This is a genomic window from Streptomyces sp. NPDC012835 (assembly GCF_042900885.1).
Taxonomy (GTDB): domain Bacteria; phylum Actinomycetota; class Actinomycetes; order Streptomycetales; family Streptomycetaceae; genus Streptomyces.
In genome coordinates this window covers 146851-169202 of record NZ_JBIBBW010000001.1, presented here as the reverse complement: position 1 = coordinate 169202, position 22352 = coordinate 146851, and the positions used below count along the sequence as shown (strand labels likewise).

General features: G+C 72.3%; 21 protein-coding genes. 14 read left to right on the top strand and 7 right to left on the bottom strand.

Annotation, left to right across the window (positions count from 1 at the left end):
• Positions 1 to 3 precede the first annotated feature (3 nt).
• The 4 genes from ACFY6S_RS00770 to rhaI form a co-directional block, all read right to left on the bottom strand.
• Positions 4 to 1026: a LacI family DNA-binding transcriptional regulator gene (locus ACFY6S_RS00770; RefSeq protein ID WP_388829158.1), complete on the bottom strand. Its 1023-nt coding sequence runs from the start codon at positions 1024 to 1026 to the stop codon at positions 4 to 6.
• A gap of 108 nt (positions 1027 to 1134) precedes the next feature.
• On the bottom strand, positions 1135 to 2625 hold the full coding sequence (locus ACFY6S_RS00765; RefSeq protein WP_388828750.1) for a rhamnulokinase family protein: 1491 nt from the start codon (positions 2623 to 2625) through the stop codon (positions 1135 to 1137).
• 92 nt (positions 2626 to 2717) lie between these two features.
• On the bottom strand, positions 2718 to 4769 hold the full coding sequence (locus tag ACFY6S_RS00760; protein ID WP_388828753.1) for a bifunctional aldolase/short-chain dehydrogenase: 2052 nt from the start codon (positions 4767 to 4769) through the stop codon (positions 2718 to 2720).
• Between the two features lie 59 nt (positions 4770 to 4828).
• Entirely contained in the window at positions 4829 to 5998 is a 1170-nt protein-coding gene (rhaI, locus tag ACFY6S_RS00755) for an L-rhamnose isomerase (protein WP_388828756.1), read from the bottom strand.
• 276 nt (positions 5999 to 6274) lie between these two features.
• Between rhaI and ACFY6S_RS00750 the strand changes: the two genes are divergently transcribed.
• The 9 genes from ACFY6S_RS00750 (at position 6275) to ACFY6S_RS00710 (ending at position 16630) form a co-directional block, all read left to right on the top strand.
• Positions 6275 to 7798, top strand: a complete 1524-nt coding sequence (locus ACFY6S_RS00750) for a sugar ABC transporter ATP-binding protein (protein WP_388828759.1) — start codon at positions 6275 to 6277, stop codon at positions 7796 to 7798.
• A complete protein-coding gene (locus ACFY6S_RS00745) occupies positions 7795 to 8844 on the top strand; it encodes an ABC transporter permease (protein WP_388828762.1) in 1050 nt (349 codons plus the stop codon). Before ACFY6S_RS00750 ends, ACFY6S_RS00745 begins: the two co-directional genes overlap by 4 nt.
• On the top strand, positions 8828 to 9901 hold the full coding sequence (locus ACFY6S_RS00740; protein WP_388828765.1) for an ABC transporter permease: 1074 nt from the start codon (positions 8828 to 8830) through the stop codon (positions 9899 to 9901). Before ACFY6S_RS00745 ends, ACFY6S_RS00740 begins: the two co-directional genes overlap by 17 nt.
• A 50-nt stretch (positions 9902 to 9951) precedes the next feature.
• The gene (gene rhaS / locus ACFY6S_RS00735) at positions 9952 to 11040 is read left to right on the top strand and encodes a rhamnose ABC transporter substrate-binding protein (protein WP_388828768.1); all 1089 of its coding nucleotides are present in this window, start codon (positions 9952 to 9954) and stop codon (positions 11038 to 11040) included.
• A 15-nt stretch (positions 11041 to 11055) separates the two neighbouring features.
• Positions 11056 to 11376, top strand: a complete 321-nt coding sequence (locus ACFY6S_RS00730; RefSeq protein WP_388828771.1) for an L-rhamnose mutarotase — start codon at positions 11056 to 11058, stop codon at positions 11374 to 11376.
• 136 nt (positions 11377 to 11512) lie between these two features.
• A complete protein-coding gene (locus ACFY6S_RS00725; RefSeq protein ID WP_388828773.1) occupies positions 11513 to 12940 on the top strand; it encodes a BNR repeat-containing protein in 1428 nt (475 codons plus the stop codon).
• A 17-nt stretch (positions 12941 to 12957) separates the two neighbouring features.
• Positions 12958 to 14409, top strand: coding sequence for an arabinose isomerase (locus tag ACFY6S_RS00720; protein ID WP_388828776.1), 1452 nt, complete (start codon positions 12958 to 12960; stop codon positions 14407 to 14409).
• Positions 14409 to 15434 (top strand): LacI family DNA-binding transcriptional regulator, encoded by a 1026-nt coding sequence (locus ACFY6S_RS00715; RefSeq protein WP_388828779.1) that lies wholly within the window; start codon positions 14409 to 14411, stop codon positions 15432 to 15434. Before ACFY6S_RS00720 ends, ACFY6S_RS00715 begins: the two co-directional genes overlap by 1 nt.
• 134 nt (positions 15435 to 15568) lie before the next feature.
• Positions 15569 to 16630, top strand: a complete 1062-nt coding sequence (locus ACFY6S_RS00710; RefSeq protein WP_388828782.1) for a glycoside hydrolase family 19 protein — start codon at positions 15569 to 15571, stop codon at positions 16628 to 16630.
• A gap of 69 nt (positions 16631 to 16699) precedes the next feature.
• Here the strand turns inward: ACFY6S_RS00710 and ACFY6S_RS00705 are convergent, their stop codons facing one another.
• Together ACFY6S_RS00705 and ACFY6S_RS00700 are read right to left on the bottom strand one after the other, a co-directional pair.
• On the bottom strand, positions 16700 to 17695 hold the full coding sequence (locus ACFY6S_RS00705) for a YihY/virulence factor BrkB family protein (protein ID WP_389461067.1): 996 nt from the start codon (positions 17693 to 17695) through the stop codon (positions 16700 to 16702).
• A 207-nt stretch (positions 17696 to 17902) separates the two neighbouring features.
• A complete protein-coding gene (locus ACFY6S_RS00700) occupies positions 17903 to 18406 on the bottom strand; it encodes an Asp23/Gls24 family envelope stress response protein (RefSeq protein WP_388828788.1) in 504 nt (167 codons plus the stop codon).
• 210 nt (positions 18407 to 18616) lie between these two features.
• Between ACFY6S_RS00700 and ACFY6S_RS00695 the strand changes: the two genes are divergently transcribed.
• From ACFY6S_RS00695 to ACFY6S_RS00675, 5 genes are all read left to right on the top strand, one after another.
• Complete coding sequence (locus tag ACFY6S_RS00695) at positions 18617 to 19240, top strand: RNA polymerase sigma factor (protein ID WP_388828791.1); 624 nt, start codon at positions 18617 to 18619, stop codon at positions 19238 to 19240.
• Entirely contained in the window at positions 19231 to 19992 is a 762-nt protein-coding gene (locus tag ACFY6S_RS00690; RefSeq protein WP_388828794.1) for a hypothetical protein, read from the top strand. The genes ACFY6S_RS00695 and ACFY6S_RS00690 overlap by 10 nt, the downstream gene beginning before the upstream one ends.
• Entirely contained in the window at positions 19989 to 20351 is a 363-nt protein-coding gene (locus ACFY6S_RS00685; protein ID WP_388828796.1) for an Asp23/Gls24 family envelope stress response protein, read from the top strand. Before ACFY6S_RS00690 ends, ACFY6S_RS00685 begins: the two co-directional genes overlap by 4 nt.
• A 161-nt stretch (positions 20352 to 20512) precedes the next feature.
• Positions 20513 to 21001 carry a tyrosinase family oxidase copper chaperone gene (locus ACFY6S_RS00680; protein WP_388828799.1) on the top strand — a complete coding sequence of 163 codons (489 nt, stop codon included), beginning with the start codon at positions 20513 to 20515 and terminating at the stop codon, positions 20999 to 21001.
• A 26-nt stretch (positions 21002 to 21027) separates the two neighbouring features.
• Complete coding sequence (locus tag ACFY6S_RS00675; protein ID WP_388828802.1) at positions 21028 to 21891, top strand: tyrosinase family protein; 864 nt, start codon at positions 21028 to 21030, stop codon at positions 21889 to 21891.
• Between the two features lie 180 nt (positions 21892 to 22071).
• Here ACFY6S_RS00675 and ACFY6S_RS00670 read toward each other — a convergent pair whose 3' ends face one another.
• Entirely contained in the window at positions 22072 to 22341 is a 270-nt protein-coding gene (locus ACFY6S_RS00670) for a chaplin (protein WP_388828805.1), read from the bottom strand.
• Positions 22342 to 22352: the final 11 nt, after the last annotated feature.

The following is a 22352-nucleotide window of genomic DNA, read 5'->3' as shown; positions in this document are numbered from 1 at the left end:
CGGTCAGCCGTCCAGCCGACGCGTCGAACTGCGGACCACCAGCTCGGGACGGAGCACGACGGAACGGTGCGTGTGGTGCTCCGCCTCGGGGCCCGTCTCGTCCATCAGCATCTCCGCCGCCGTCCGTCCCATGGCGGCCGCCGGTTGCCGCACCGAGGTGAGCGGTACGACCGCGGCGGCGGCGAACTCGATGTCGTCGTACCCGACGATCGACACATCACCCGGCACATCGACCCCGGCCCCGTACATGGCCTGGAGAACGCCCAGCGCCAGCAGGTCGTTCGCGCAGAAGACCGCGGTGGGACGTTCGGCCAGCCCCAGCAGCCGGGCCCCGGCGTCGATGCCCGAGGCGACATCCAGCCGCGCCGCCTCCACCTGGAGCAGCGACTCCGCCGGCAGGCCCGCCTCGCGCAGCGCGCTGAGCGCGCCCGAGCGCCGGTCCCGGCACTGGGGCAGCGACATCGGGCCGCTGATGTACGTCACGGAGCGGTGCCCGGCCGCCAGGAGATGCCGTACCGCCAGCGCGCCGCCCGCCACATCGTCCACCGAAACGGAGCACCCCTCGGCGGCCGGTACGGCCCGGTCCACATGCACGAAGGGGATGCCCCGGCGCGCGAAGTCCCGCACATTGCGCCCGGACGCGTCCGCCGGGGTGAGCAGCACCCCGCGCACCCGCTGCTCGGCGAAGAGCGAGAGGTACTCGGCCTCCTCCGCCGGGCTGCCCGCGCTGTTGCAGAGCATCACGCCGAGACCGGTCTCGCGCGCGGCGCGCTCCGCGCCCTTGGCGACGGCGACGAAGAACGGATTGGCCATGTCGAGGACCAGGATCGCCAGAATGCGGCTGGTGCCGACCCTGAGCTGACGGGCGGTCTCGCTCCGCACGAATCCCAGCTGGTCTATCACCGCGCGCACCCGCACCCGGGTGTGCTCGGACACCTTCTCGGGGCGGTTCAGCACATTGGAGACGGTGCCGACCGAGACCCCGGCCAGCCTGGCCACATCCTTGATGCCGACCGTCTGCGCCACGCGTCCTGCCTGTCCTGTCACATCTCGTGGGTACCCCTGACCAGGTGGACCATCATATCGGGGGACGGCGGGCAGGAGCGGCCCCGGTGCGCGAGCCGGGGACCGGTGTCACCGGCCGGCGTCCGCGCGGTCCCATTCCCGCCGGGCTTCCCGGTCGCCGGTCGGCTCGTGGCGCCGGGGGGCCAGCGTGCCGCGCACCAGCGCGCGCAGATCGGACAGGTCACCGCGCACGGCGCCCGCGGCGCGCGCCTGGACGAGTACGTTGCCGAGTGCGGCGGCCTCCGCGGGACCCGCGACGACGGGCAGGCCGCAGGCGTCGGCCGTGAGTTGGCACAGCAACGCGTTGTGGGCGCCGCCCCCGACGATGTGCACGGTGTCCACGGTCCGGCCGGACAGCCGCTGCGCGTCCTCGATCGCGCGCCGGTGCGCGAGCGCCAGCGAGTCCAGCACACAGCGCGTGATCTCCGCCGGGGTCCGCGGCGGCCTCCCGCCGGCGCGGCGGCAGGCTTCCACAACGCGCGCCGGCATGTCGCCGGGTGCCAGGAACGCCGGATCGTCGGCGTCCACGTAGGAGCGGAGGCCCGGCACCTCGGCCGCCTCGGCGAGCAGCCGGTCGAGCCGCTGCGGCGCTCCCTCGGACTCCCAGGCGCGCAGGCACTCCTGGAGCAGCCAGAGCCCCATGATGTTGCGCAGATAACGGACGGTGCCGTCCACCCCCAGCTCATTGGTGAAGTTGGCCCGCCGGCTCTCCTCGGTCAGGACGGGGGCGTCGAGTTCGAGGCCGGCCAGCGACCAGGTGCCGGTGGCGACATAGGCGAAGCGCTCCCCGGACGCCGGCACCGCCGCCACGGCGGATGCCGTGTCGTGCGAGCCGACGGCCGTCACCGGCACCGGGCCGCTCAGCCTCGTCTCGGCGAGCACCTCGGGAAGCAGCTCCCCGGCCGGATCGCCGGGACCGCGCAGCGGTGCGAACAGCCCCGGATCGATACCGAGCGCCCCGGTCACGACCGGGGACCAGTCGCGGGTGCGGGGGTCGACGAGCTGGGTGGTGGAGGCATTGGTGAGTTCCGTACCGGCCTCGCCGGTGAGCCAGTACGCGATCAGATCGGGGATCAGCAGCAGGCGGTTCGCGGCAGCGAGCGCGGCGGTGCCCCGCGCGGCGGTGAGCTGGTACACCGTGTTGAACGGCAGGTACTGGAGCCCGGTGGCCGCGTACAGCTCGGCCGGTCCGAGCACCGCGCCGACCTTCTCGGCCTGGCCATCGGTGCGGGTGTCCCGGTAGTGGACCGGGTTGCCGAGGAGCGCGCCCGACGCGTCCAGCAGACCGTAGTCGACGGCCCAGGTGTCGATCCCCACGCTCGTCGGCGCCCGTCCGGCCGCCGCCCCCGCCGCCCGCAGCCCGTCCAGCACGCCCGCGTACAGGGACAGGATGTCCCAGTGCAGCGTGCCGGCCGTCCGCACCGGCCGGTTGGGGAAGCGGTGGATCTCGTCGAGACGCAGCGTTCCGGCGCCCCGGTCGGACACATGACCGACCATGACGCGTCCACTGGACGCGCCGAGATCGACGGCGGCGAAGGGAAGCGGGTGGGGGAGTGACACGACTGACCTCGTGGGAGCTTGTCGAACGGCGGAGGAGCGGCGGGCGGCCGGGACCGAGCCGGGTCGCGTCCGCGAGCCCCGCCCGGCGGCGGTCAGCGCAGGAACGCCGCCGCGACGCCCGCGTCCACCGGGATGTGCAGCCCCGTCGTATGGCTGAGGTCGCCGCCCGTGAGGGCGAACACCGCGTTGGCCACATGCTCGGGCAGCACCTCCCGCTTGAGGATCGTCCGCTGCGCGTAGAACTCGCCGAGCTTCTCCTCCTCCACCCCGTACACCGCCGCGCGCTCCGCGCCCCAGCCGCCCGCGAAGATCCCCGAACCGCGCACCACACCATCGGGGTTGACGCCGTTGACCCGGATCCCCAGCCCGCCCAGCTCGGCCGCGAGCAGCCGCACCTGATGGGCCTGGTCGGCCTTGGCCGCCGAGTAGGCGATGTTGTTGGGACCCGCGAACACCGCGTTCTTGGACGCGATGTAGACGATGTCGCCGCCGAGGCCCTGGTCGCCCAGTACCCGGGCTGCCTCGCGCGAGACCAGGAAGGAGCCCCGGGCCATGATGGAGTGCTGGAGGTCCCAGTCCCGGGCCGTCGTCTCCAGCAGCGGCTTCGAGATCGAGATGCCGGCATTGTTGACGACCAGGTCCACCCCGCCGAAGGCGAGGACCGCCGCGTCGAACGCCGCCCCGATCTGCTCCTCGTCCGTCACGTCGACGGTCACCGCGACCGCCCGGTCCGGGCCGCCCAGCTCCTCGGCGACCGACGCCGCGCCCTCGGCGTTCAGATCGGCGACCACCACACAGGCGCCCTCGGCGGCCAGCCGGCGCGCGATGGCCCGGCCGATCCCGGAGCCCGCGCCGGTCACCAGCGCCACCCGGGTGGCCAGCGCCTTCGGCGCCGGCATCCGGCGCAGCTTGGCCTCCTCCAGCTCCCAGTACTCGATGCGGAACTTCTCCGACTCCTCGATGGGCGCGTACGTGGAGACGGCCTCGGCGCCGCGCATCACATTGACGGCGTTCACATAGAACTCGCCCGCGACCCGGGCGGTCTGCTTGTCCTTGCCGAAGGAGAACATGCCCACCCCGGGCACCAGCACGATCGCCGGGTCGGCGCCGCGCATCGCCGGCGAGCCGGGCGTCGCATGCCGCTCGTAGTACGCGCGGTACTCCTCGCGGTACGCGGTGTGCAGTGCGGCCAGCCGCCCGCGCACCTCCTCCAGCGGCGCGTCGGCGGGCAGATCGACCACCAGCGGGCGGACCTTGGTCCGCAGGAAGTGGTCGGGGCAGGACGTGCCCAGCGCGGCCAGCCGCGGATGCTCCGCCCGCGAGAGGAAGTCGAGCACCGGCGCGCTGTCGGTGAAGTGGCCGACCTGCGGCCGGTCGGTGGAGGCGAGCCCGCGGATCAGCGGCGCGAGCGCGGCGGCCCGTGCCTGTCGCGGTCCTTCGGGCAGCGGCTCGTACCCCGGCAGTACGGGGCCGAACGGCTCGGGCGCGCCACGCTCGGCGAGGAACGCCTCGGCCGTCCGGATGATGTGCAGGGAGTTGCGCTCGCACTCCTCGGAGGTGGCGCCCCACGCGGTGATGCCGTGGCCGCCGAGTACACAGCCGATCGCCCGCGGGTTCGCCGCCTTGACGGCGGCGATGTCCAGGCCGAGCTGGAAGCCGGGGCGCCGCCAGGGCACCCAGACGACCGTGTCGCCGAAGCACGCGGCCGTCAGCTTCTCGCCATCGGCCGCGCAGGCCAGCGCGATGCCCGAGTCGGGGTGCAGATGGTCGACGTGCGGGGCGTCGACCAGACCGTGCATCGCCGTGTCGATCGACGGGGCCGCCCCGCCCTTGCCGTGCAGGCAGTAGTCGAACGCGGCGACCATCTCGTCCTCGCGCTCCACCCCCGGATAGACCGCGGTCAGCGCGCGCAGCCGGTCCAGCCGCAGCGCGGCCAGGCCGGCCGCCCGGAGGGTGCCCAGATCGCCGCCCGATCCCTTCACCCACATCAGCTCGACGTCGTCGCCGGTCACCGGGTCGGTGGCGGATCCCTTGGCGGAGGTGTTGCCGCCCGCGTAATTGGTGTTGCGCGGGTCGGCGCCGAGCCGGTGCGAGCGGGCGAGCAGCTGCTCGGCCTCGGGGTGAAGGCGGGGCTGGTCGGTCATCATGTCCCTCTGTGAAGTGCGGTCTTCGGGGCGGAAGGCGTTGTCGGCGCCCGGCGGGGTCAGGCGCCCCAGCCTGCCTGGTCGCCGCCGACCCGCTCCGCGACGATCTTCTCGCCGTATCCGGAGGCGTGGTACGCGGCGACGGGGTCGGCGTCCGCGCCCAGTTCGGCGCGCGCCTCGGCCACCAGCGGGCGTACGTCGGTGTTGAACGCGTCCATCAGCACCGCGTTGGCCGCCAGGACGTCCCCGGAGCGCTGCGCCGCGTCCAGCGCCTGCGCGTCCACCAGCAGTGCCTTGGCCGTGGCCTCCTGGACGTTCATCACCGAGCGGATGATCGCGGGGATCTTCGCCTCGATGTTGTGGCACTGGTCGAGCATGAAGGCCGTCTCCGGCGTGTAGCCGCCGCCCCTGATCACCTCGTACATGATCCGGAACAGCTGGAAGGGGTCCGCGGCGCCGGCCATCAGGTCGTCGTCCGCGTAGAAGCGCGAGTTGAAGTCGAACCCGCCGAGCTTCCTCTCCCGCAGCAGCAGCGCGACGATGAACTCGATGTTGGTGCCCGGCGCGTGGTGCCCGGTGTCCACGACGACCTGGGCCTTCTCACCGAGCTTGAGGCAGTGCGCGTACGCCGTGCCCCAGTCCGGCACGTCCGTCGCGTAGAACGCCGGCTCGAACAGCTTGTACTCCAGCAGCATCCGCTGATCGTCGCCGAGCCGCTCGTACACCGCCGCCAGAGCCTCTTCGAGCCGTCCCTGCCGTGCGGAGATGTCGTCCTGGCCCGGGTAGTTGATGCCGTCGGAGAACCACAGCTTCAGATCGCGCGACCCGGTGGCGTCCATGACGTCCACGCACTCCAGCAGATGCCCCAGCGCCTTGCGGCGCACGGCCGCGTCCGGGTGGGTGACCGATCCCAGCTTGTAGTCGTCGTCCTGGAACACGTTCGAGTTGATCGCCCCGACCCGCAGCCCCAACTCGCGCGCCCGCGCGGCCAGCGCCGCGTAGTCGTCCACGCGGTCCCACGGAATGTGCAGGGCGACCGTCGGGGCCACACCGGTGTGCGCGTGCACCCGGGCGGCGTCCGCCAGCTTCTCGTCCGGCGTGCGGGGCACCCCGGCCTGCGTGAAGACCTTGAACCGCGTACCGGAGTTCCCGAACGCCCACGACGGCGTCTCGACGGTCTGTGACTTCAGCGCCGCCTTCACAGCGGACACGGTGGATCGACCCGTCATCTCTCAGCGCTCCCGTGGTGCGGACTCGTCGGACGAGTCGGTGCCGCGATTCCTTATGAATCGTTTCATCGCGGTGAAGTTATGGGCAGTCGCCGGGATGTGTCAACCCTTCGCGCAGGACCGCGCGTCTCGCCGCCGCACCCTTGCGGATCGCCCGGAAAATGTCGCGCACGGCCCATTGACGCCGCCCGTCACCGCCGTTTAGCTTCCGTGCAACTTCTTTGAAACCTTTCACGGCGGGTGGCGCCACACGGCCAACGCTGCTGAGGAGCCCTCATGAACCAGCCCGCCACCGGCCCCGCTCCGGTCCTGGCCCTCGAGGACGTGAGCAAGTCCTTCGGCGCCGTACGGGCCCTGCGGGACGTCTCCCTGCGTCTGTTCCCCGGTGAGGCGCACGCCCTCGCCGGGGAGAACGGCGCGGGCAAGTCCACCCTGATCAAGACGCTCGCCGGGGTGCACCGGCCCGACTCCGGGGAGGTGCTGCTCGACGGGTCCCCCGTCGTCTTCCACGGCCCTGCCGACGCCCGCGACGCCGGTATCGCCGTCATCTACCAGGAGCCGACACTCTTCCCCGACCTGTCGATCGCCGAGAACATCTTCATGGGACGCCAGCCGCGGCGGGCGCTGTGCCGGATCGACCACGCGGCCGTACGGCAGACCACCGAGGCGCTGATGAGGCGCCTCGGGGTGGAACTCGCCCCCGACCGGCCCGCCCGCGGACTGTCCATCGCCGACCAGCAGATCGTCGAGATCGCCAAGGCGCTCTCCTTCGACGCGCGCGTCCTCGTCATGGACGAGCCCACCGCGGCCCTGACGGGCAGTGAGACCGCCCGGCTGTTCTCCGTCGTACGGACCCTGCGGGCCGAAGGCGTCGCCGTCCTGTTCATCTCCCACCGGCTGGAGGAGATCTTCGCGCTCTGCCAGCGGGTCACCACACTGCGGGACGGCAGGCTGATCTCCTCGCGGCCGCTGGCCGGACTCACCGAGGACGACCTCGTACGCTCCATGGTCGGCCGCGACCTCGGCGAGCTCTACCCCAAGCAGCGCACCACCGTCGGCGAGACCGCGCTCTCGGTGCGCAGGCTGACCAGGGAGGGCGTCTTCCACGACATCTCCTTCGAGGTCCGCAGGGGCGAGATCGTCGCCCTGGCCGGGCTGGTCGGCGCGGGACGCAGCGAAGTGGCCCAGGCCGTCTTCGGCGTCGACCGCGCCGACGCCGGCCAGGTGGTGGTCGACGGACGCGCGCTGCCCGCCGGTTCGCCGACCGCCGCGATGGACGCCGGGCTCGCACTCGTCCCCGAGGACCGCAGACAGCGCGGACTGGTGATGGACATGTCCATCGAACGGAACATCGCCCTCACCGGTCTGGACCGGCTCGGCCGGGGCGGTCTGGTGCGCCGTGCCCTGGAGCGCGGCCGGGCCGCCGACTGGGCCGTACGCCTCCAGCTCAAGTACAACCGCCTCGCCGACCCCGTCGGCGTGCTCTCCGGCGGCAACCAGCAGAAGGTCGTCCTCGCCAAGTGGCTGGCCACCGAACCCGCCGTGCTCATCGTCGACGAACCCACCCGGGGCATCGACGTCGGCACCAAGGCCGAGGTGCACCGGCTGCTCTCCGCCCTGGCCGCCGAGGGCCTCGCCGTCCTCATGATCTCCTCCGACCTGCCCGAGGTGCTGGGCATGGCCGACCGGGTGCTCGTGATGCGCGAGGGGCGGCTCACCGCGGAGATCCCGCGCGCCGGGGCCACCGAGGAGACCGTGATGGCGGCGGCGACCGGATCGGCTGAAAGGGCCGCGGCATGACCACACTTCTCGACCAGCCCCCCACGGACACCGAAGAGGGCCGCTCGGCCCGCTCGCTGGTGGACGCCGTGTTCCGGGCCAGGGAGATCAGTATCGCCGGGGCCCTGGCGCTGCTCATCCTCTTCACCTGGATCTCCAACCCCCGCTTCCTCGACGACCAGGGCGTCAAGGACCTGCTGCTGAACGCCTCGATCCTGGTCCTGCTCGCCGTCGGCCAGTCCGTGGTCGTGGTCACCCGCAACATCGACCTCTCGGTCGGCTCCGTCGTCGGCCTCTCCGCCTTCGCCTGCGGCAGGTTCGTCGCCGGGACCGACCACGGCGTGCTCACCGTCCTGCTGCTGGGCATCGCCCTCGGCGTGGCCTGCGGACTGGTCAGCGGCGCGCTGGTCAGCTTCGGCCGGGTGCCCGCGCTGGTGGTCACCCTCGGCATGCTCTACATCATCCAGGGCCTGGACTACTGGTGGGCGCAGGGCGAGCAGATCAGCGCCAACGACGTGCCCGACCCGATCCTGAACCTCGGCAGCGGCGGCGTCCTCGGCATCCCGTGGCTGCCGCTCATCGCCCTGGCCCTGCTCGCCGCCACCGCGTACTTCCTGCGCTCCTACCGCTCGGGACGCGAGCTGTACGCCATCGGCTCCAACCCGGAGGCGGCCCGGCTGGCCGGTGTACCGATCCGCCGCCGCGTCCTCGGCGCTTACGCCTTCTCCGGCGCCGTCGCCGGGTTCGCCGGCGCCCTGTGGCTCGCCCGCTTCGGCACGGTCGTCGCGGACAACGCGCACGGCTGGGAACTCACCGTCGTCAGCGCCGTGGTCGTCGGCGGTGTCGCCATCACCGGCGGCACCGGCACGGTCTGGGGCGCCGCGCTCGGCGCGCTGCTGCTCACCACCATCGGCAGCGCGCTGATCGTCCTGAAGGTCGACGCGTTCTGGCAGGGCGCCATCACCGGCGCGCTGCTCCTGGCCGCCATCAGCGTCGACCGCATCGTGTCCCTGCGCATGACAGCAGCACTGAGGAAGAGGAGCGCCCGACATGGGAATGGCGCCTGACACACGGACCGCGCCGCTGCCCCCGGCGAAGGCGCCGCACGAACGCGGCCCCACACCCGGCGAACGCGTCCGGGCCGTCGGACTGCGCTGGGACTCGGCGGTCGGCGCCCTGCTGGTGGCGGTCCTCGTGGCCGGACTCTTCACCACCGACGGCTTCGCCTCCGGTGAGAACCTCGCCTTCGCCTTCAACGACATCGCCGAAGTCGCCCTCATCGCCCTGCCGATGACGCTGCTGGTGGTGGCCGGACAGGTCGATCTCTCCGTCGCCTCCATGCTGGGCCTGGGCAGCGCCCTGACCGGCGCCCTGTGGAACGCGGGCTGGGCCTTCGAGCTGATCGTCCCGGTGGTGCTGCTCGTCGGGGTCGCGGGCGGACTGCTCAACGGCTGGCTGGTCACCCGGGTGGGCCTGCCCTCGCTGGCCGTCACCATCGGCACCCTCGCCCTCTACCGCGGCCTCGCCTCGGTCGCGCTCGGCAGCGACGCCGTCACCGACTTCCCCCGTGCGTACGCCGACTGGGCCGTGGACACCACCACCGTCCCCGGCACCTTCCTCACCTACCCGGTCGCCCTGTTCATCGTCCTGGCCCTCGCCACGGCCGTCCTGCTGCACTCCACCTCCTTCGGCAGGTCCCTGTTCGCCATCGGCGCGCAGGAGGAGGCCGCCCACTTCGCCGGGATCAGGGTCAAGCGCTACAAGCTGATCCTCTTCGTGGTCACCGGCGTGTTCGCCGCCTTCGCCGGCATCGTCTTCACCCTCCGGTACGGCAGCGCCCGCGCCGACAACGGCCTCGGCTTCGAAATGCTCGTCATCGCCTCCGTCCTGCTCGGCGGCGTCGACTTCGACGGCGGCAAGGGCACGCTCTTCGGCGCCGTCGCCGGCGTGCTGCTCATCGGCGTCCTCAAGAACCTGCTCACGCTCAACGACGTGCCCAACGAGGTCCAGGTCATCGTGACGGGACTGCTGCTGGTCGCCTCCGTGCTCACCCCCCGGGTGATCGCCACCGTCGTCGAGCGCCGCCACCGGCAGGCGGCCGACGCCACCGTCACCCAGCCCTGAAGCCCCCGTCCAGCCCGCCGCGCCCGAACCTCCAGAAAGGCACACCCGCCATGCCGATCCATACCGCTGCCCGACGCCGCGCAGCCGTGACCGCCGCCACCGCCTGCGCCCTCGCCATCGCCCTGACCGCGTGTTCGGGCACCACCAAGGACAGCGCACGGGAGGACACCGGGGACACGGGCGCCGCCTCCGCCGAGGCGAACCCGGACGCGCCGCTGAAGAAGGGCCTCAAGCTCGCCTTCCTGCCCAAGCAGATCAACAACCCGTACGAGAAGATCGTCGACGAGGCCGGCATCAAGGCGGCGGAGGAGTACGGCGCCACCGGCAAGGAGGTCGGCCCCTCCGACGCCAGCGCCTCCTCGCAGGTCTCGTACATCAACACGCTCATCCAGCAGCGCCAGGACGCCATCCTCATCGCGGCCAACGACCCGAACGCGGTGTGCGGCCCGCTCAAGCAGGCCATGAAGAAGAACATCAAGGTCGTCGCCTACGACTCCGACACCGCCAAGGACTGCCGCCAGCTCTTCATCAACCAGGCCAGCTCCGAGCAGATCGGCCGCAGTCTCGTCCAGCACCTCGGCGAGCAGATCGGCTACAAGGGCAAGATCGCCATCCTCTCGGCCACCCAGAACGCCACGAACCAGAACACCTGGATCGAGTTCATGAAGGACGAGCTGAAGCAGCCCGAGTACAAGGACATGCGGCTGGTCAAGGTCGCCTACGGCGACGACGCGGACCAGAAGTCCTTCCAGCAGACCCAGGGCCTCATGCAGGCGTACCCCGATCTCAAGGGCATCATCTCGCCGACCACCGTCGGCATCGCCGCCGCCGCCCGCTACCTCGGCGACTCCTCGTACAAGGGCAAGGTCGTCCTCAACGGCCTGGGCACGCCCAACCAGATGCGCAAGTACGTCAAGAACGACACCGTCGAGCAGTTCTCCCTCTGGAACCCCGAGGAGCTGGGCTACCTCGGCTCCTACGCCGCCGCCGCACTGGCCTCCGGGCAGATCACCGGCGCCGAGGGCGAGAAGTTCACGGCGGGCAGGCTCGGCGAGTACACCATCGGCAAGGACGGCGAGATCATCCTCGGCGAGCCGACCGTCTTCGACAAGAAGAACATCGACAAGTTCGACTTCTGAACGGGGCGGGACATCGTGCGACGCGTCTGCTTTCTGCTGAAGGTCCGTCAGGACCGCATCACCGAATACCGCGAGCGGCACGCCGCCGTCTGGCCGGACATGCTCCGGGCCCTGTCGGAGTGCGGCTGGCACAACTACTCGCTCTTCCTGCGCGACGACGGGCTGCTCGTCGGATACCTGGAGACCGACGACTTCACGGCGGCCCAGGAGGCGATGGCCGCCACCGAGGTGAACGCCCGGTGGCAGAAGGACATGGCCCCCTTCTTCGAGGCGCTCGACGGCGACCGGCCGGACGAGGCGATGAAGCCGCTCACCGAGGTCTTCCACCTCGCCTGAAGCCCGCCCGAACCGGCCCGCCGAAACAGCCACGCCCGAAACGCCACGCCCGAAACGCCACGTCGGAAAAGACCGCGCCGGGCCGTGCGCCCCCGGCCGCACCCCGCCGTCCGGCACTCAACGGAGAGATACGGACATGAGACCCAGGATCGCCGCGACCGCGGCCACCGTGCTCCTCACCGCCGCCTCACTGCCCGGCGCGACAGGCACCGCGCAGGCCGCGGCACCCGGCCCGGCCATCACCCGGACGGCCGACACCCGGCTCGACGGCCAGGCCCTCTACTTCGTCTCGTACGACGGCCTCGTCAACAACAACTCGTTCCAGAAGAACGGCCTGCTCACCTACAAGGGCTACCAGTACGCCGCCTGGTACACGGCCGACCGCACCGCGGTCATCGCCCGGCGCGCCCTCGCGGCCGGCTCCTGGCAGACCGTACGGCTGGCGCACCGGCTCAGCACGGACGACTCCCACAACGTCATCTCCATGGGGCTCTCGCGCGTCGACGGCCGGCTGCACATCAACCTGGACTCGCACAGCGACGGCTTCTTCTACGTGAAGTCGGCAGCCGGGCTGCTGGACGACCCGGCGGGGCGCGCCTGGACGCAGGACGCGTTCGGGCCCGTGCGCACCACGCTGGACGGGCTCGCGCTGACCTCGGAGTTCACCTACCCGCAGTTCGTCGCCACCCCGGAGGGCCGGCTCCAGCTCAGCTACCGGGTGGGCGTCTCCGGCAACGGCCGCAACGCCCTCGCCGAGTACGACGGCACGAAGTGGACCGCCCTCGGCGAATGGTCCGCCTCCACCGGTACGTACACCAGCGAGCACGGCTCCAGCACCGCCCGCAACATGTATCTGCACGGCATCGACTACGGCGCCGACGGCCGGCTGAACGCCTTCTACACCTGGCGCGAGCAGTCCGACGCCGTCATGTGCGCCGCCGGCGGCCTCACCAACCACGACACCGGCTACGTCCACAGCACCGACCGCGGCAGGACCTGGCGCAACCGGGCGGGCACGGTCGTCGGCACCACCGGAGGCTCCGACAAGGTCACCGTCGACGACCCCGGCACGGTCGTCGACCCTCTCGACCCCGACCACTCGCTGATGAACCAGGAGAGCCAGGCCACCGACTCGGCCGGCCTGCCGCAGGCCGTCATCAGCTATGTCCCGGGCCGGTTCGGCCAGTGCACCACGAACTACGTCGCCGACCGGACGGCGAACGGCCGCGCCTTCCATCTCGTCGGGGACGCTTCCGGCGGCTGGAAGAAGACGGAGATACCCGTGGCGCTCAACTCCACCCAGCGCACCCGCCTCGTCCTCGACCAGTACGACAACGCCTACGCCGTCCTGCCCTACGGCCGGATCGTCGCGGCGTCCAAGTCCTCCGGCTACACCGACTGGAAGACGCTGTTCGACGCCAGCGGACTGAACGCCTTCGGCGAGGTCGTCGTGGACGACACCCGTATCGCGCAGGACGGTGTTCTGTCGTACATGTACCAGCAGAAGTCGAGCGGCACCACGCCCTCGGCGCTGCGCGTCATCGACTTCCGGCTCCCGTCCTGACGTACGAAGGGTCCGCCATGACCGCACCAGAGGCCCCCACCGCCACCCGCATCCCCGCCGTCGCCAGAAAGCCCAGGATCGGCCTGGTCGCGGGCGGCCTGGGGGCGTACTGGCCCCAGTTCCCCGACCTGCTCCCGCAACTGCGCGGCTCGGCCGCCCGGGTCACCGAACGCCTGCGCGCGTTCGACGCCGAGGTGATCGACGCGGGCTTCATCTCGGACGCCGAGGAGGGCGCCGCCGCCGCCGAGAGGCTGCGCGCCGCCGGCTGCGACCTGATCGTCGGCTTTCTCACCACCTACATGACGGCCACGATGCTCGTCCCCGTCGCCCAGCGCAGCGGCGCGCCCGTCCTGCTGATCAATCTCCAGCCCACCCCCGCCATGGACCACGCGGCCTTCGACACCGGTCAGTGGCTGGCCTACTGCGGCGCCTGCCCGCTGCCCGAGATGGCCAACGCCTTCGAACGCGTCGGTGTGCCCTTCCGCTCGGTCTCCGGCCATCTGGAGGACGAGCGCGCCTGGCAGCGCATCGGCCGCTGGATCCGCGCCGCCGGGGTCCGCTCCGTGCTGCGCCACGGCCGGCACGGGCTGATGGGCCATCTCTACCCCGGCATGTACGACGTCTCCACCGACCTCACCATGGTCCCCGGACAGCTCGGCGGGCACGTGGAGGTCGTCGAGTTCGACGATCTGCGGGTACGGGTGGAGGAGGCCGAGGACGACGAGGTCGCCGCGAAGCTCGACGAGACCCGCCGGGTCTTCGAACTCGCCGGCTCCGTGGTCGAGGACGACCTGCGCTGGGCCGCGCGGGTGGCCGTCGGACTCGACCGGCTCGTGACCGACTTCGACCTGGACTCGCTCGCCTACTACCACCGCGGGCTGAAGGGCGAGGTCCACGAGCGGCTCGGCGCGGGGATGATCCTGGGGTCCTCCCTGCTCACCTCGCGCGGCGTCCCGACCTGCGGGGAGTACGAACTGCGGACCTCGCTCGCCATGCTGATCACCGACCGACTCGGCGCGGGCGGCTCCTTCACCGAACTCCAGGCGCTGGACTTCACCGCCGGAGTGGTCGAGATGGGCCACGACGGCCCCGGCCATCTCGCCATCAGCGCGCGCAAGCCCCTGCTGCGCGGTCTCGGCGTCTACCACGGCAAACGCGGCTGGGGCGTCTCCGTCGAGTTCGACGTACGCCACGGTCCGGTCACCCTGGTCGGACTCGGGCAGACCCGCGACGGCCGCTACCGGCTGATCGCGGCCGAGGGCGAGGTGGTGGAAGGACCGCATCTGGAGATCGGCAACACCACCTCCCGCGTCGGCTTCGGCTGCGACCCGGGGGAGTGGACCGACGCGTGGAGCGCGAGCGGGGTCGGCCACCACTGGGCCCTGGCCACCGGGGCGCTCCTGCCGGAACTGCGGGCGCTGGCCGGGCTGGCCGGACTCGACCTGGTGGAAGTGGACGTCACGCTCTGATGCGGCGACCGGTGGGGATCAAGGACGTGGCAGGAGCGGCCGGAGTCTCGGTGGGCACCGTCTCCAACGTGATCAACCGGCCCGACTCCGTCACCGAGGAGACCCGCCGGCGCGTCCGCTCCGCCATCGAGCGGCTCGGCTACGTGCGCAGCGAGTCCGCGCGCCAGCTGCGCGCGGGACGCAGCCGCATCCTGGCCATGCTCGTGCTCGACATGGCCAACCCGTTCTTCGTGGAGGTGGCCTCCGGCGCGGAACGATCCGCGCGCGCCGCCGGGCTCGGGATGATGCTCTGCAACAGCGCGGAGAGCCCGGCGGAGGAGGCCGCTTACCTCACCATGTTCTCCGAGCAGCAGGTACGGGGAGTGCTCGTCACCCCGGCCGACACGAGCGGCCGCAACCTCGACGCGTTCCGCCGCCACGGCATCCCGTTCGTCTCCGTCGACCGGACCGTGCCCAGCGGGGACGGCTGCTCGGTCTCCGTGGACGACGTGAACGGCGGCGCGCTGGCGGTACGCCATCTGCTGCGCCGGGGCTGCCGCGACATCGCCTACGTCAGCGGCCCGATGCACCTGGCGCAGTGCCAGAACCGGCGCGACGGCGCGCTGCTCGCCCTCGCCGAGGACGGACTTCCGGCCGGCGCGCTGCGTCATGTCGAGGCCGCGCGGCTGGACGTCGTCGCGGGACGGGACGCGGGGGCGCGGCTGCTCGGCATGGCGACCCGGCCGGACGCGGTCTTCTGCGCGAACGACCTGCTCGCCCTCGGTGTCCTCCAGACGCTGTACCACGCGGGGGTACGGGTCCCCGAGGACATCGCCCTCGTCGGCTACGACGACATCGAGTTCGCCTCGGCCGCCGCCGTACCGCTGACGTCGGTGCGCCAGCCCGCCTTCCAGCTCGGGGGCGCGGCGGCCGACCTGCTGATCGAGGAGACGGGGGAGAACGCCGCCGCGCACACGCACCGGGGCATCGTGCTCCGGCCCGAACTGGTCGTCCGCGCCTCGACGTTGGCCGGAGCACGCCACTGACGGCCGGGAAACGACGGTCCTCCGTGGCGGGCTTTGGTCTAGACCTTGACAGCCCCGTACGATTTCCGCTTTGGTTCCCTCACCCCCCATGGCGAGCGCCGGACTCCGGCTGCTCGCGCGAAGGAGTGAGTCGTTTGAGACAGCGTGTACTGGCCCTGTTCGCCGCGATGGCCTCGGCCCTCGCCCTCCTGGTCTTCCTGCCCGCCTCGTCCGCCTCCGCCGCCACCTGCGCGGCCGGCTGGAACGCCTCGGCCGTCTACACCGGCGGCAACACCGCCTCGTACAACGGCCACAACTGGTCGGCCAAGTGGTGGACGCAGGGAGAGGCCCCCGGCACCTCCGACGTCTGGGCCGACCAGGGCGGCTGCGACGGATCGAGCCCCGGCGGCGGCTCCGGCAGCTGTACGTATCCGTCCTGGGTGGCGGGCCGTTCGTACGTCACCGGCGACATCGTCAAATACACCGACGGAAAGTTCTACCGCGCCGAACACGACAACCCCGGCTACGACCCGGTCATCAGCACCTGGTACTGGAGCCCCTACACCTGCAACGGACAGACCGACCCGCCGGCCCCGGGCGGATTCGTCGTCAGCGAGGCCCAGTTCAACCAGATGTTCCCGGGCCGGAACTCCTTCTACTCGTACAGCGGCCTGACCGCCGCGCTGAGCGCCTACCCGGCCTTCGCCACCACCGGCAGCGACACCGTCAAGCGCCAGGAGGCCGCCGCGTTCCTGGCCAACGTCAGCCACGAGACCGGCGGACTGGTCCACATCGTCGAGCAGAACACCGCCAACTACCCGCACTACTGCGACGCGAGCCAGCCCTACGGCTGCCCGGCCGGCCAGGCCGCCTACTACGGCCGCGGACCGATCCAGCTGAGCTGGAACTTCAACTACAAGGCGGCCGGTGACGCCCTCGGCATCGACCTGCTGCGCAACCCCAACCTCGTCCAGACCGACTCGGCCGTGGCCTGGAAGACCGCCCTCTGGTACTGGAACACCCAGACCGGACCCGGCACGATGACCGCGCACGACGCCATGGTCAACAGCCGCGGCTTCGGCGAGACCATCCGTTCCATCAACGGCAGCATCGAGTGCAACGGGGGCAACCCCGGACAGGTGCAGAGCCGGATCAACCTCTACCAGAACATCGTTTCGATCCTGGGGACCACCCCCGGCTCCAACCTGAGCTGCTGAAACCGCACACCGGCGCTCCGGGCCGGTCCGACGGGCACACCCGCCGTCGGACCGGCCCTCGCGCCTCGGTCAGACCGCCCGACGCTCCAGAGCGGCCGGCGGCCGGGCCCGCTGCTCCGGTCCGGCCGCCGGCGCGGGCCGCGCGGCGGGCGCCGGCGTCTCCGCCCCGCCGGACTCCGACGCCGCGCCCCTGGCCAGCTCGGCGTTGAACTGCGCACCGGCCAGCAGGGACAGATTGGTGACCCAGAGCCAGACGAGGAACACGATGACCCCGGCGAGCGAGCCGTAGAGCCGGTTGTACGTGCTCGCGTGCGACGTGTAGACCGCGAACCCCACCGATGTCAGCAGCCACAGCGCCACCGCGAGAATCCCGCCCGGCAGCGCCCGCCGCAGCCGCCGCGTCCCCGCCGGTCCGGTACGGAACACCATCAGCACCAGGACCGCCGCCAGCGCCAGCAGCAACGGCCACTTCAGCATCCGCCACACCAGGGACACCGTGGCCCCCATCCCCAGCATCCGCCCCAGGGTGTCCGCGGCCTCACCGGTCAGGACGAGCGTGAGGGCGCTGGCCACCAGCAGCGTCAGCATGGCCAGCGCGGTCAGCGCGATCCGTGGCGCCGTGCGCCACGGCGGCCGGTGGTCGACGGCCCCGTGCATGGCGTGCAGTCCGCGGCGGAACACCCCCAGATAGCTGGAGGCCGACCACATCGCGCCGATGGTCCCGAACGTCGCCAGCAGCCATGCCGCCGAACGCTGCTGCGCCATCTCCTCCAGCGCGCTGTGGACCAGCACGCCGGACTGCGCCGGCACGATGGCCGCCACCTGGTCGGCCAGCTTTCCGCTGGCGTCGGGTCCGGCCAGACCGATGGAGCAGACGGTGACCAGCAGCGCCGGGAAGATCGCCAGCACCGCGTAGTACGTGAGCGCGGCGGCCCGGTCGGTGGCGTCGTCGTGCCACAGAGCGAGCGGTGTACGGCGCAGCGCCCCGGCCAGCCTGCCCCGCCGCGCGGCTGCGGCCCTGCCGATCCGTACCAAACCACTGCGTCCCGGTTCCTCGGCGGACAAGGGTGCCTCCTGCGTCCTCGACATGCCGTCTCCCATGGACGGGCCAGGTCACAGCCTGCCCGATCCTCACAGCGGCCCCGACCGGCCCCCGAGTGGCAGGGGGCCGGCGCGACCCCCGCCGGTAAGGGCCGTGCCGACCGTCTGCCCGGGATCGGCGGGCCCAGCCGCACCCCGGCGGTCCGTCGATCCCGGGCGGCGGCGCGGTGGCTAGGCGACACGCCCCTCGAAGACGGCACCCGACTCGTCGTCCTCCGGGAGATGGACGTCATTGACCGTGACGTTCACCTCGACGACCTCCAGGCCGGTGATCCGCTCGACGGCGGCGATGACGTTCTCCCGGACGTCACGGGCCACCTCGGTGATCGCCACGCCGTACTCCACCACCAGGTCGAGGTCGACGGCGGTCTGCCGCTCGCCCACCTCGACCTTGACGCCCCGGCCGACCTGGGGACGGCCGCCGGGCACCCGGTCGCGCACCGCGCCGAAGGTGCGGGCCAGCCCGCCGCCCATGTCGTACACGCCGGGGATCTCGCGTGCGGCCATCCCCGCGATCTTGACGACCACGACATCCGCGATGGAGGTCCTGCCCCGCGTCGCGGCGGGCTCGTTCGCGCCCACGGCCCCGGCGCCCACGGTGGTGGAACCCGCGGCGGTGCCGCCCTGCCCGGTCGCGGGCCTCTCGGTCGCTGGGGCTTCCTGGGTCGCTGTCATGGGACAGCCTCCTGACATCTCGTCCGGTCACCCGGCTCCCGGGGACTCTCGTACATAGGACCCGCCACCCGGAAGGTCGTCACGCGTGTTCGGCGGGATTCCTGAGAAATTCTCGGTGACGGCTCCCGCGTGACGATCGGCCGTCCCGGGTGTCCAACACCCCGGACCCCTGACGAAGGGGCGCACGGGGATGTCGAGAGGAGTCGGTGAGTGCCCGGCAACGGGAATCAACTGTCAGCACGAGCGCCGGACCGGGACCCCGGAAGGGGCCGCGACGAGGACCCGGACCGGGACGCGTCCGACGACGCCCTGCTGGCCGTACGCGCGGGCGAAGGCGACGAGGAGGCGTTCGAAATCCTGGTGCGCCGGCACGGCCCCGTCATGCTCCGGCTGGCGGCCCGCCTGCTCGGCGACCGCACCGAGGCGGAGGACGCCGTGCAGGACGCGTTCGTGAACGCCTGGCGAAAACTGCCGGAGTTCCGCGGCGAATCGGCCTTCAGGAGCTGGATGTACCGCATCGTCACCAACCGGTGCCTCAACCGGCTGCGCGCGCGCCGCCCGGCCACCGACCTGGACTCGGTACCCGAACCGGCCGCGCCCGAATACCGGTCCTCACCCGCCCGCGCGGCCGAGTCCCACGCCGCCACCCGCGCCCTGGCCGTGGCCATGACCGGGCTCTCGCCGGAACAGCGCGCCTGCTGGGTGCTGCGTGAGCTGCACGGGATGTCGTACGAGAACATCGCGGAGACGGTCGGAATCAGCCAGCAGGCGGTCCGCGGCCGGGTCTTCCGCGCACGCCGCTACCTGACGGAGGCGATGAGCGCATGGCGCTGAACGCGCGTCCAGGCCGCCCCGGGGAGCCGGGCCGGACGCCTGACGAGCACGTGACGACCTACGACGAACACGCGACGGCACACGAAGAGGAGGCGCCGGCCGGCCAGGAGGTGCCGCAGGACGAGGAACCGCTGCCGTGCGGCCGTGAACTGAGCGCGGTCTGGGAGGCGTGGGACGCCGGGGAGAGCGCCCGGGACCCTCATCTGTCCGACTGCCCGCACTGCGCCGCGGCGCTGGCCGACCTGGCCGCCCTGGACGACGCCGTACGGGAGGCACGCGCGGACGAGCCGCCCGACCGGGCCGGCCTCGCCGAGCTGACCGGCCGGGTCATGGACATCGTGCGGCTGGAGCTGCGCCCCGGCAGGACGCTGCCCCTGGGCGGCCCCGAGGACGACGCCTGGATCGTCGAGGCGGCGGCCGCCCGCGCCTTCCGCGCCGCCGCCGAGTCCCTGCCGGCGGTACGGGCGGGCAGCTGCCGGATCGGTCCGCTGGACCCGGGCGCGGCGCGGCGGTCCGGGACGGTGGCCGGGGGAGCGGGGGACCGGGGGCCCGTCCGGGTCAGGCTGGAAGTCGTGGCCGGGCTCCGGTGGCCGCTGCCCGAACTGGCCGAGTCGGTGCGCGCCCGCGTGGCAGCGGCGGCCGAGGACGCCATCGGCATCGAGGTGGCCCGTATCGACGTACTGATCGTCGACGTGCTCGACGACGAGAACGCGGCGGGACCCGGCCACCACGGGGAAGGAGGACACCGGTGAACACACCGCGGCAGATCCGGGACGAACTGGCCCTGGCGACGGCCGACGCCGCCCGGCGGACCCCGGGGGTGGCGTTCCTGCGGCCCGGCATCGTGGACCGGCTCCGTGCCTCCGCCGCCTCCAGGGCCGGGCGCCCCGGCGCCGGAGAGGGCGCCGGCGGCCCCGGCGTGCGAGTGAGAGCGCTCGACGGCGGCCCGGCGGCCTGGCACATCGACATCCAGCTGGTCGCGCGCGCCTCGCACCGGAGCCTCGACGTCACCCGCGCCGTCCGCGCGGCGGCCGGTGCGGCGGCCGAGGAGGTGCTGTCCGGGCCGGGCGACCGGGTGCGGATCAGCGTGACGGTCGTCGGCATCGTCTGAACCGGTCGGCCCACAGGGAGGTTGGCCACCCACCCGGTCGCCGGATAACCGTTTGGCTCTCGTCTCGTTGTCCCGGTCGGGGCGGCGGCCGGGCTGCGCGCCTTCCTCGCGTGCCCGGGCCGCCGCCCCGACCGAGTGGTGCGCGACGAGCGGAGGTCTTCATGTCGGACGGAATCCAGCAGCGGCCGGCCGGGCCACGGGCCACGCGGCCCGGCCCCACGCCGTCCCGGCGCCGGCTGCTGCGCGCGCTGTTCACCCTGGGCATGGTCACGGGCACCTCGGCGGCCCTGGCACCGATCCTGCGGGCCGGCCCCGCCCGGTCCGCCGCGCCCGCCGGTCAGGACGGACCCGGCACGGCTCTCGACGAGATGTACCGGGGGCGCCGTATCCAGGTCGACCGCACCGACACGGACCGGGCGGGGCCCGCCGCTCCCGCCGCTGTGGCCGCCGTGTCCGACCGCGTCCCCGCCCCGCCTCTCGTCCGGATCGACGGGCGGCCCCTGCACCTCATGCGGCGCGCGGACGGCGGCTATCTGAGCGCGGTCAACCACTACCAGTCGTTCCCCACCCCGATCGAGGCCGCCAGGGCGGCCGTGGACGACCTGCGGGGCGCCCAACTGCCGCCCGGGGGAACGCTCCACCACATCTGACATCCGACCTCGGGAAGGCCCCGACCGTGTACACCAGAAAGAACCAGCGCGATCTCACCGGAGCCGAGAAGAGGAGCTTCGTCAGCGCCGTCCTGGAGCTGAAGCGCTCGGGCGAGTACGACGAGTTCGTCCGGCTGCACAGCCAGTACAACATCTCCGACGCGGAGGGCGGCCCGCGCGCGGGGCACATGACGCCGTCCTTCTTCCCCTGGCACCGGCGCCTCCTGCTGGAGTTCGAGCGGGCCCTCCAGCGCGTGGACCCGAAGGTCACCGTCCCTTACTGGGACTGGACGACCGACAACACCCCGGCCGCGGGGCTGTGGGCCGAGGACTTCCTCGGCGGCACCGGCCGCCCGCGCGACCAGCAGGTCACGACCGGCCCCTTCGCCTACAAGGCGGGCAACTGGACCATCAGGAACGGGGTGACGGCCGGGAAGTACCTGACCCGCGACCTCGGCCGCCCGGGCGACCCGGTCAGCCTGCCCGGCAAGGACGAACTGGCCTCGGCGCTGAACGAGGCGGTGTACGACGCCGAACCCTGGGACTCGACCGTCACCACGGGCTTCCGCAACGCCCTGGAGGGCTGGAGCGTGCGCTCCGTCCCGCGCGAACGCAACCACAACCGTGTCCACCGCTGGGTCGGCGGGGCCATGCTCGGCGCGGCCTCGCCCAACGACCCCGTCTTCTGGCTGCACCACTCCTTCGTCGACCTCGTCTGGGACCGCTGGCAGCGGAGGCATCCGGACTCGGGCTACCTGCCGAGGACGCGGCTGCGCCCCGACGACCCCCAGCGCGGCCGGGTCGTCAGCCTGGACGAACCCCTGCCGCCGTGGAATGTCAGGCCGTCCGAACTCCTGGACCACACGAAGCTCTACCGGTACGCCGAGTGATCCGGTCCCGGCCCGCGCGGCGCCGTACCGCGCGCCGGGCCGGGACCGCGTCCGCACACGCGCGACGGCCCCTCGCGTTCGCACGCGAGGGGCCGTCCCTCAACCGAATCGCGCGGCAGGGTGGCCGCGCACGGTCGTTCCGCGATCAGATCGGTGGCCGTGGCTCACCGACGCCGTGGCTCAGTAGCCGTAGCCGCCGTGGTGGCCGCCCGAGAGGTTGGCGCACTGGTTGCCGAACGACGGGTTGAGCAGACCGACCACGTCGATCGTGTTGCCGCAGACGTTGACCGGGAGGTGCACCGGGACCTGGACGACATTGCCGGACAGGACACCGGGCGAGCCGACAGCGGCGGCGCCGGCGCCGGCGTCGGCAGCGGCCATTCCGGCGCCACCGGCCAGCACGGCGCCCGTGCCGACGAGAACAGCGGTTGCCTTCGCGATACGCGACATCAAGATTCTCC

Excerpts from the sequence above, each read along its gene's own strand:
- ACFY6S_RS00760 (WP_388828753.1), bottom strand. The coding sequence starts at position 4,769 with ATGACCGACCAGCCCCGCCTTCACCCCGAGGCCGAGCAGCTGCTCGCC.
- rhaS (WP_388828768.1), top strand. The coding sequence starts at position 9,952 with ATGCCGATCCATACCGCTGCCCGACGCCGCGCAGCCGTGACCGCCGCC.
- ACFY6S_RS00715 (WP_388828779.1), top strand. The coding sequence starts at position 14,409 with ATGCGGCGACCGGTGGGGATCAAGGACGTGGCAGGAGCGGCCGGAGTC.
- rhaI (WP_388828756.1), bottom strand. The coding sequence starts at position 5,998 with ATGACGGGTCGATCCACCGTGTCCGCTGTGAAGGCGGCGCTGAAGTCA.
- ACFY6S_RS00700 (WP_388828788.1), bottom strand. The coding sequence starts at position 18,406 with ATGACAGCGACCCAGGAAGCCCCAGCGACCGAGAGGCCCGCGACCGGG.
- ACFY6S_RS00750 (WP_388828759.1), top strand. The coding sequence starts at position 6,275 with ATGAACCAGCCCGCCACCGGCCCCGCTCCGGTCCTGGCCCTCGAGGAC.
- ACFY6S_RS00720 (WP_388828776.1), top strand. The coding sequence starts at position 12,958 with ATGACCGCACCAGAGGCCCCCACCGCCACCCGCATCCCCGCCGTCGCC.
- ACFY6S_RS00725 (WP_388828773.1), top strand. The coding sequence starts at position 11,513 with ATGAGACCCAGGATCGCCGCGACCGCGGCCACCGTGCTCCTCACCGCC.
- ACFY6S_RS00740 (WP_388828765.1), top strand. The coding sequence starts at position 8,828 with ATGGGAATGGCGCCTGACACACGGACCGCGCCGCTGCCCCCGGCGAAG.
- ACFY6S_RS00680 (WP_388828799.1), top strand. The coding sequence starts at position 20,513 with ATGTCGGACGGAATCCAGCAGCGGCCGGCCGGGCCACGGGCCACGCGG.
- ACFY6S_RS00690 (WP_388828794.1), top strand. The coding sequence starts at position 19,231 with ATGGCGCTGAACGCGCGTCCAGGCCGCCCCGGGGAGCCGGGCCGGACG.
- ACFY6S_RS00670 (WP_388828805.1), bottom strand. The coding sequence starts at position 22,341 with ATGTCGCGTATCGCGAAGGCAACCGCTGTTCTCGTCGGCACGGGCGCC.
- ACFY6S_RS00745 (WP_388828762.1), top strand. The coding sequence starts at position 7,795 with ATGACCACACTTCTCGACCAGCCCCCCACGGACACCGAAGAGGGCCGC.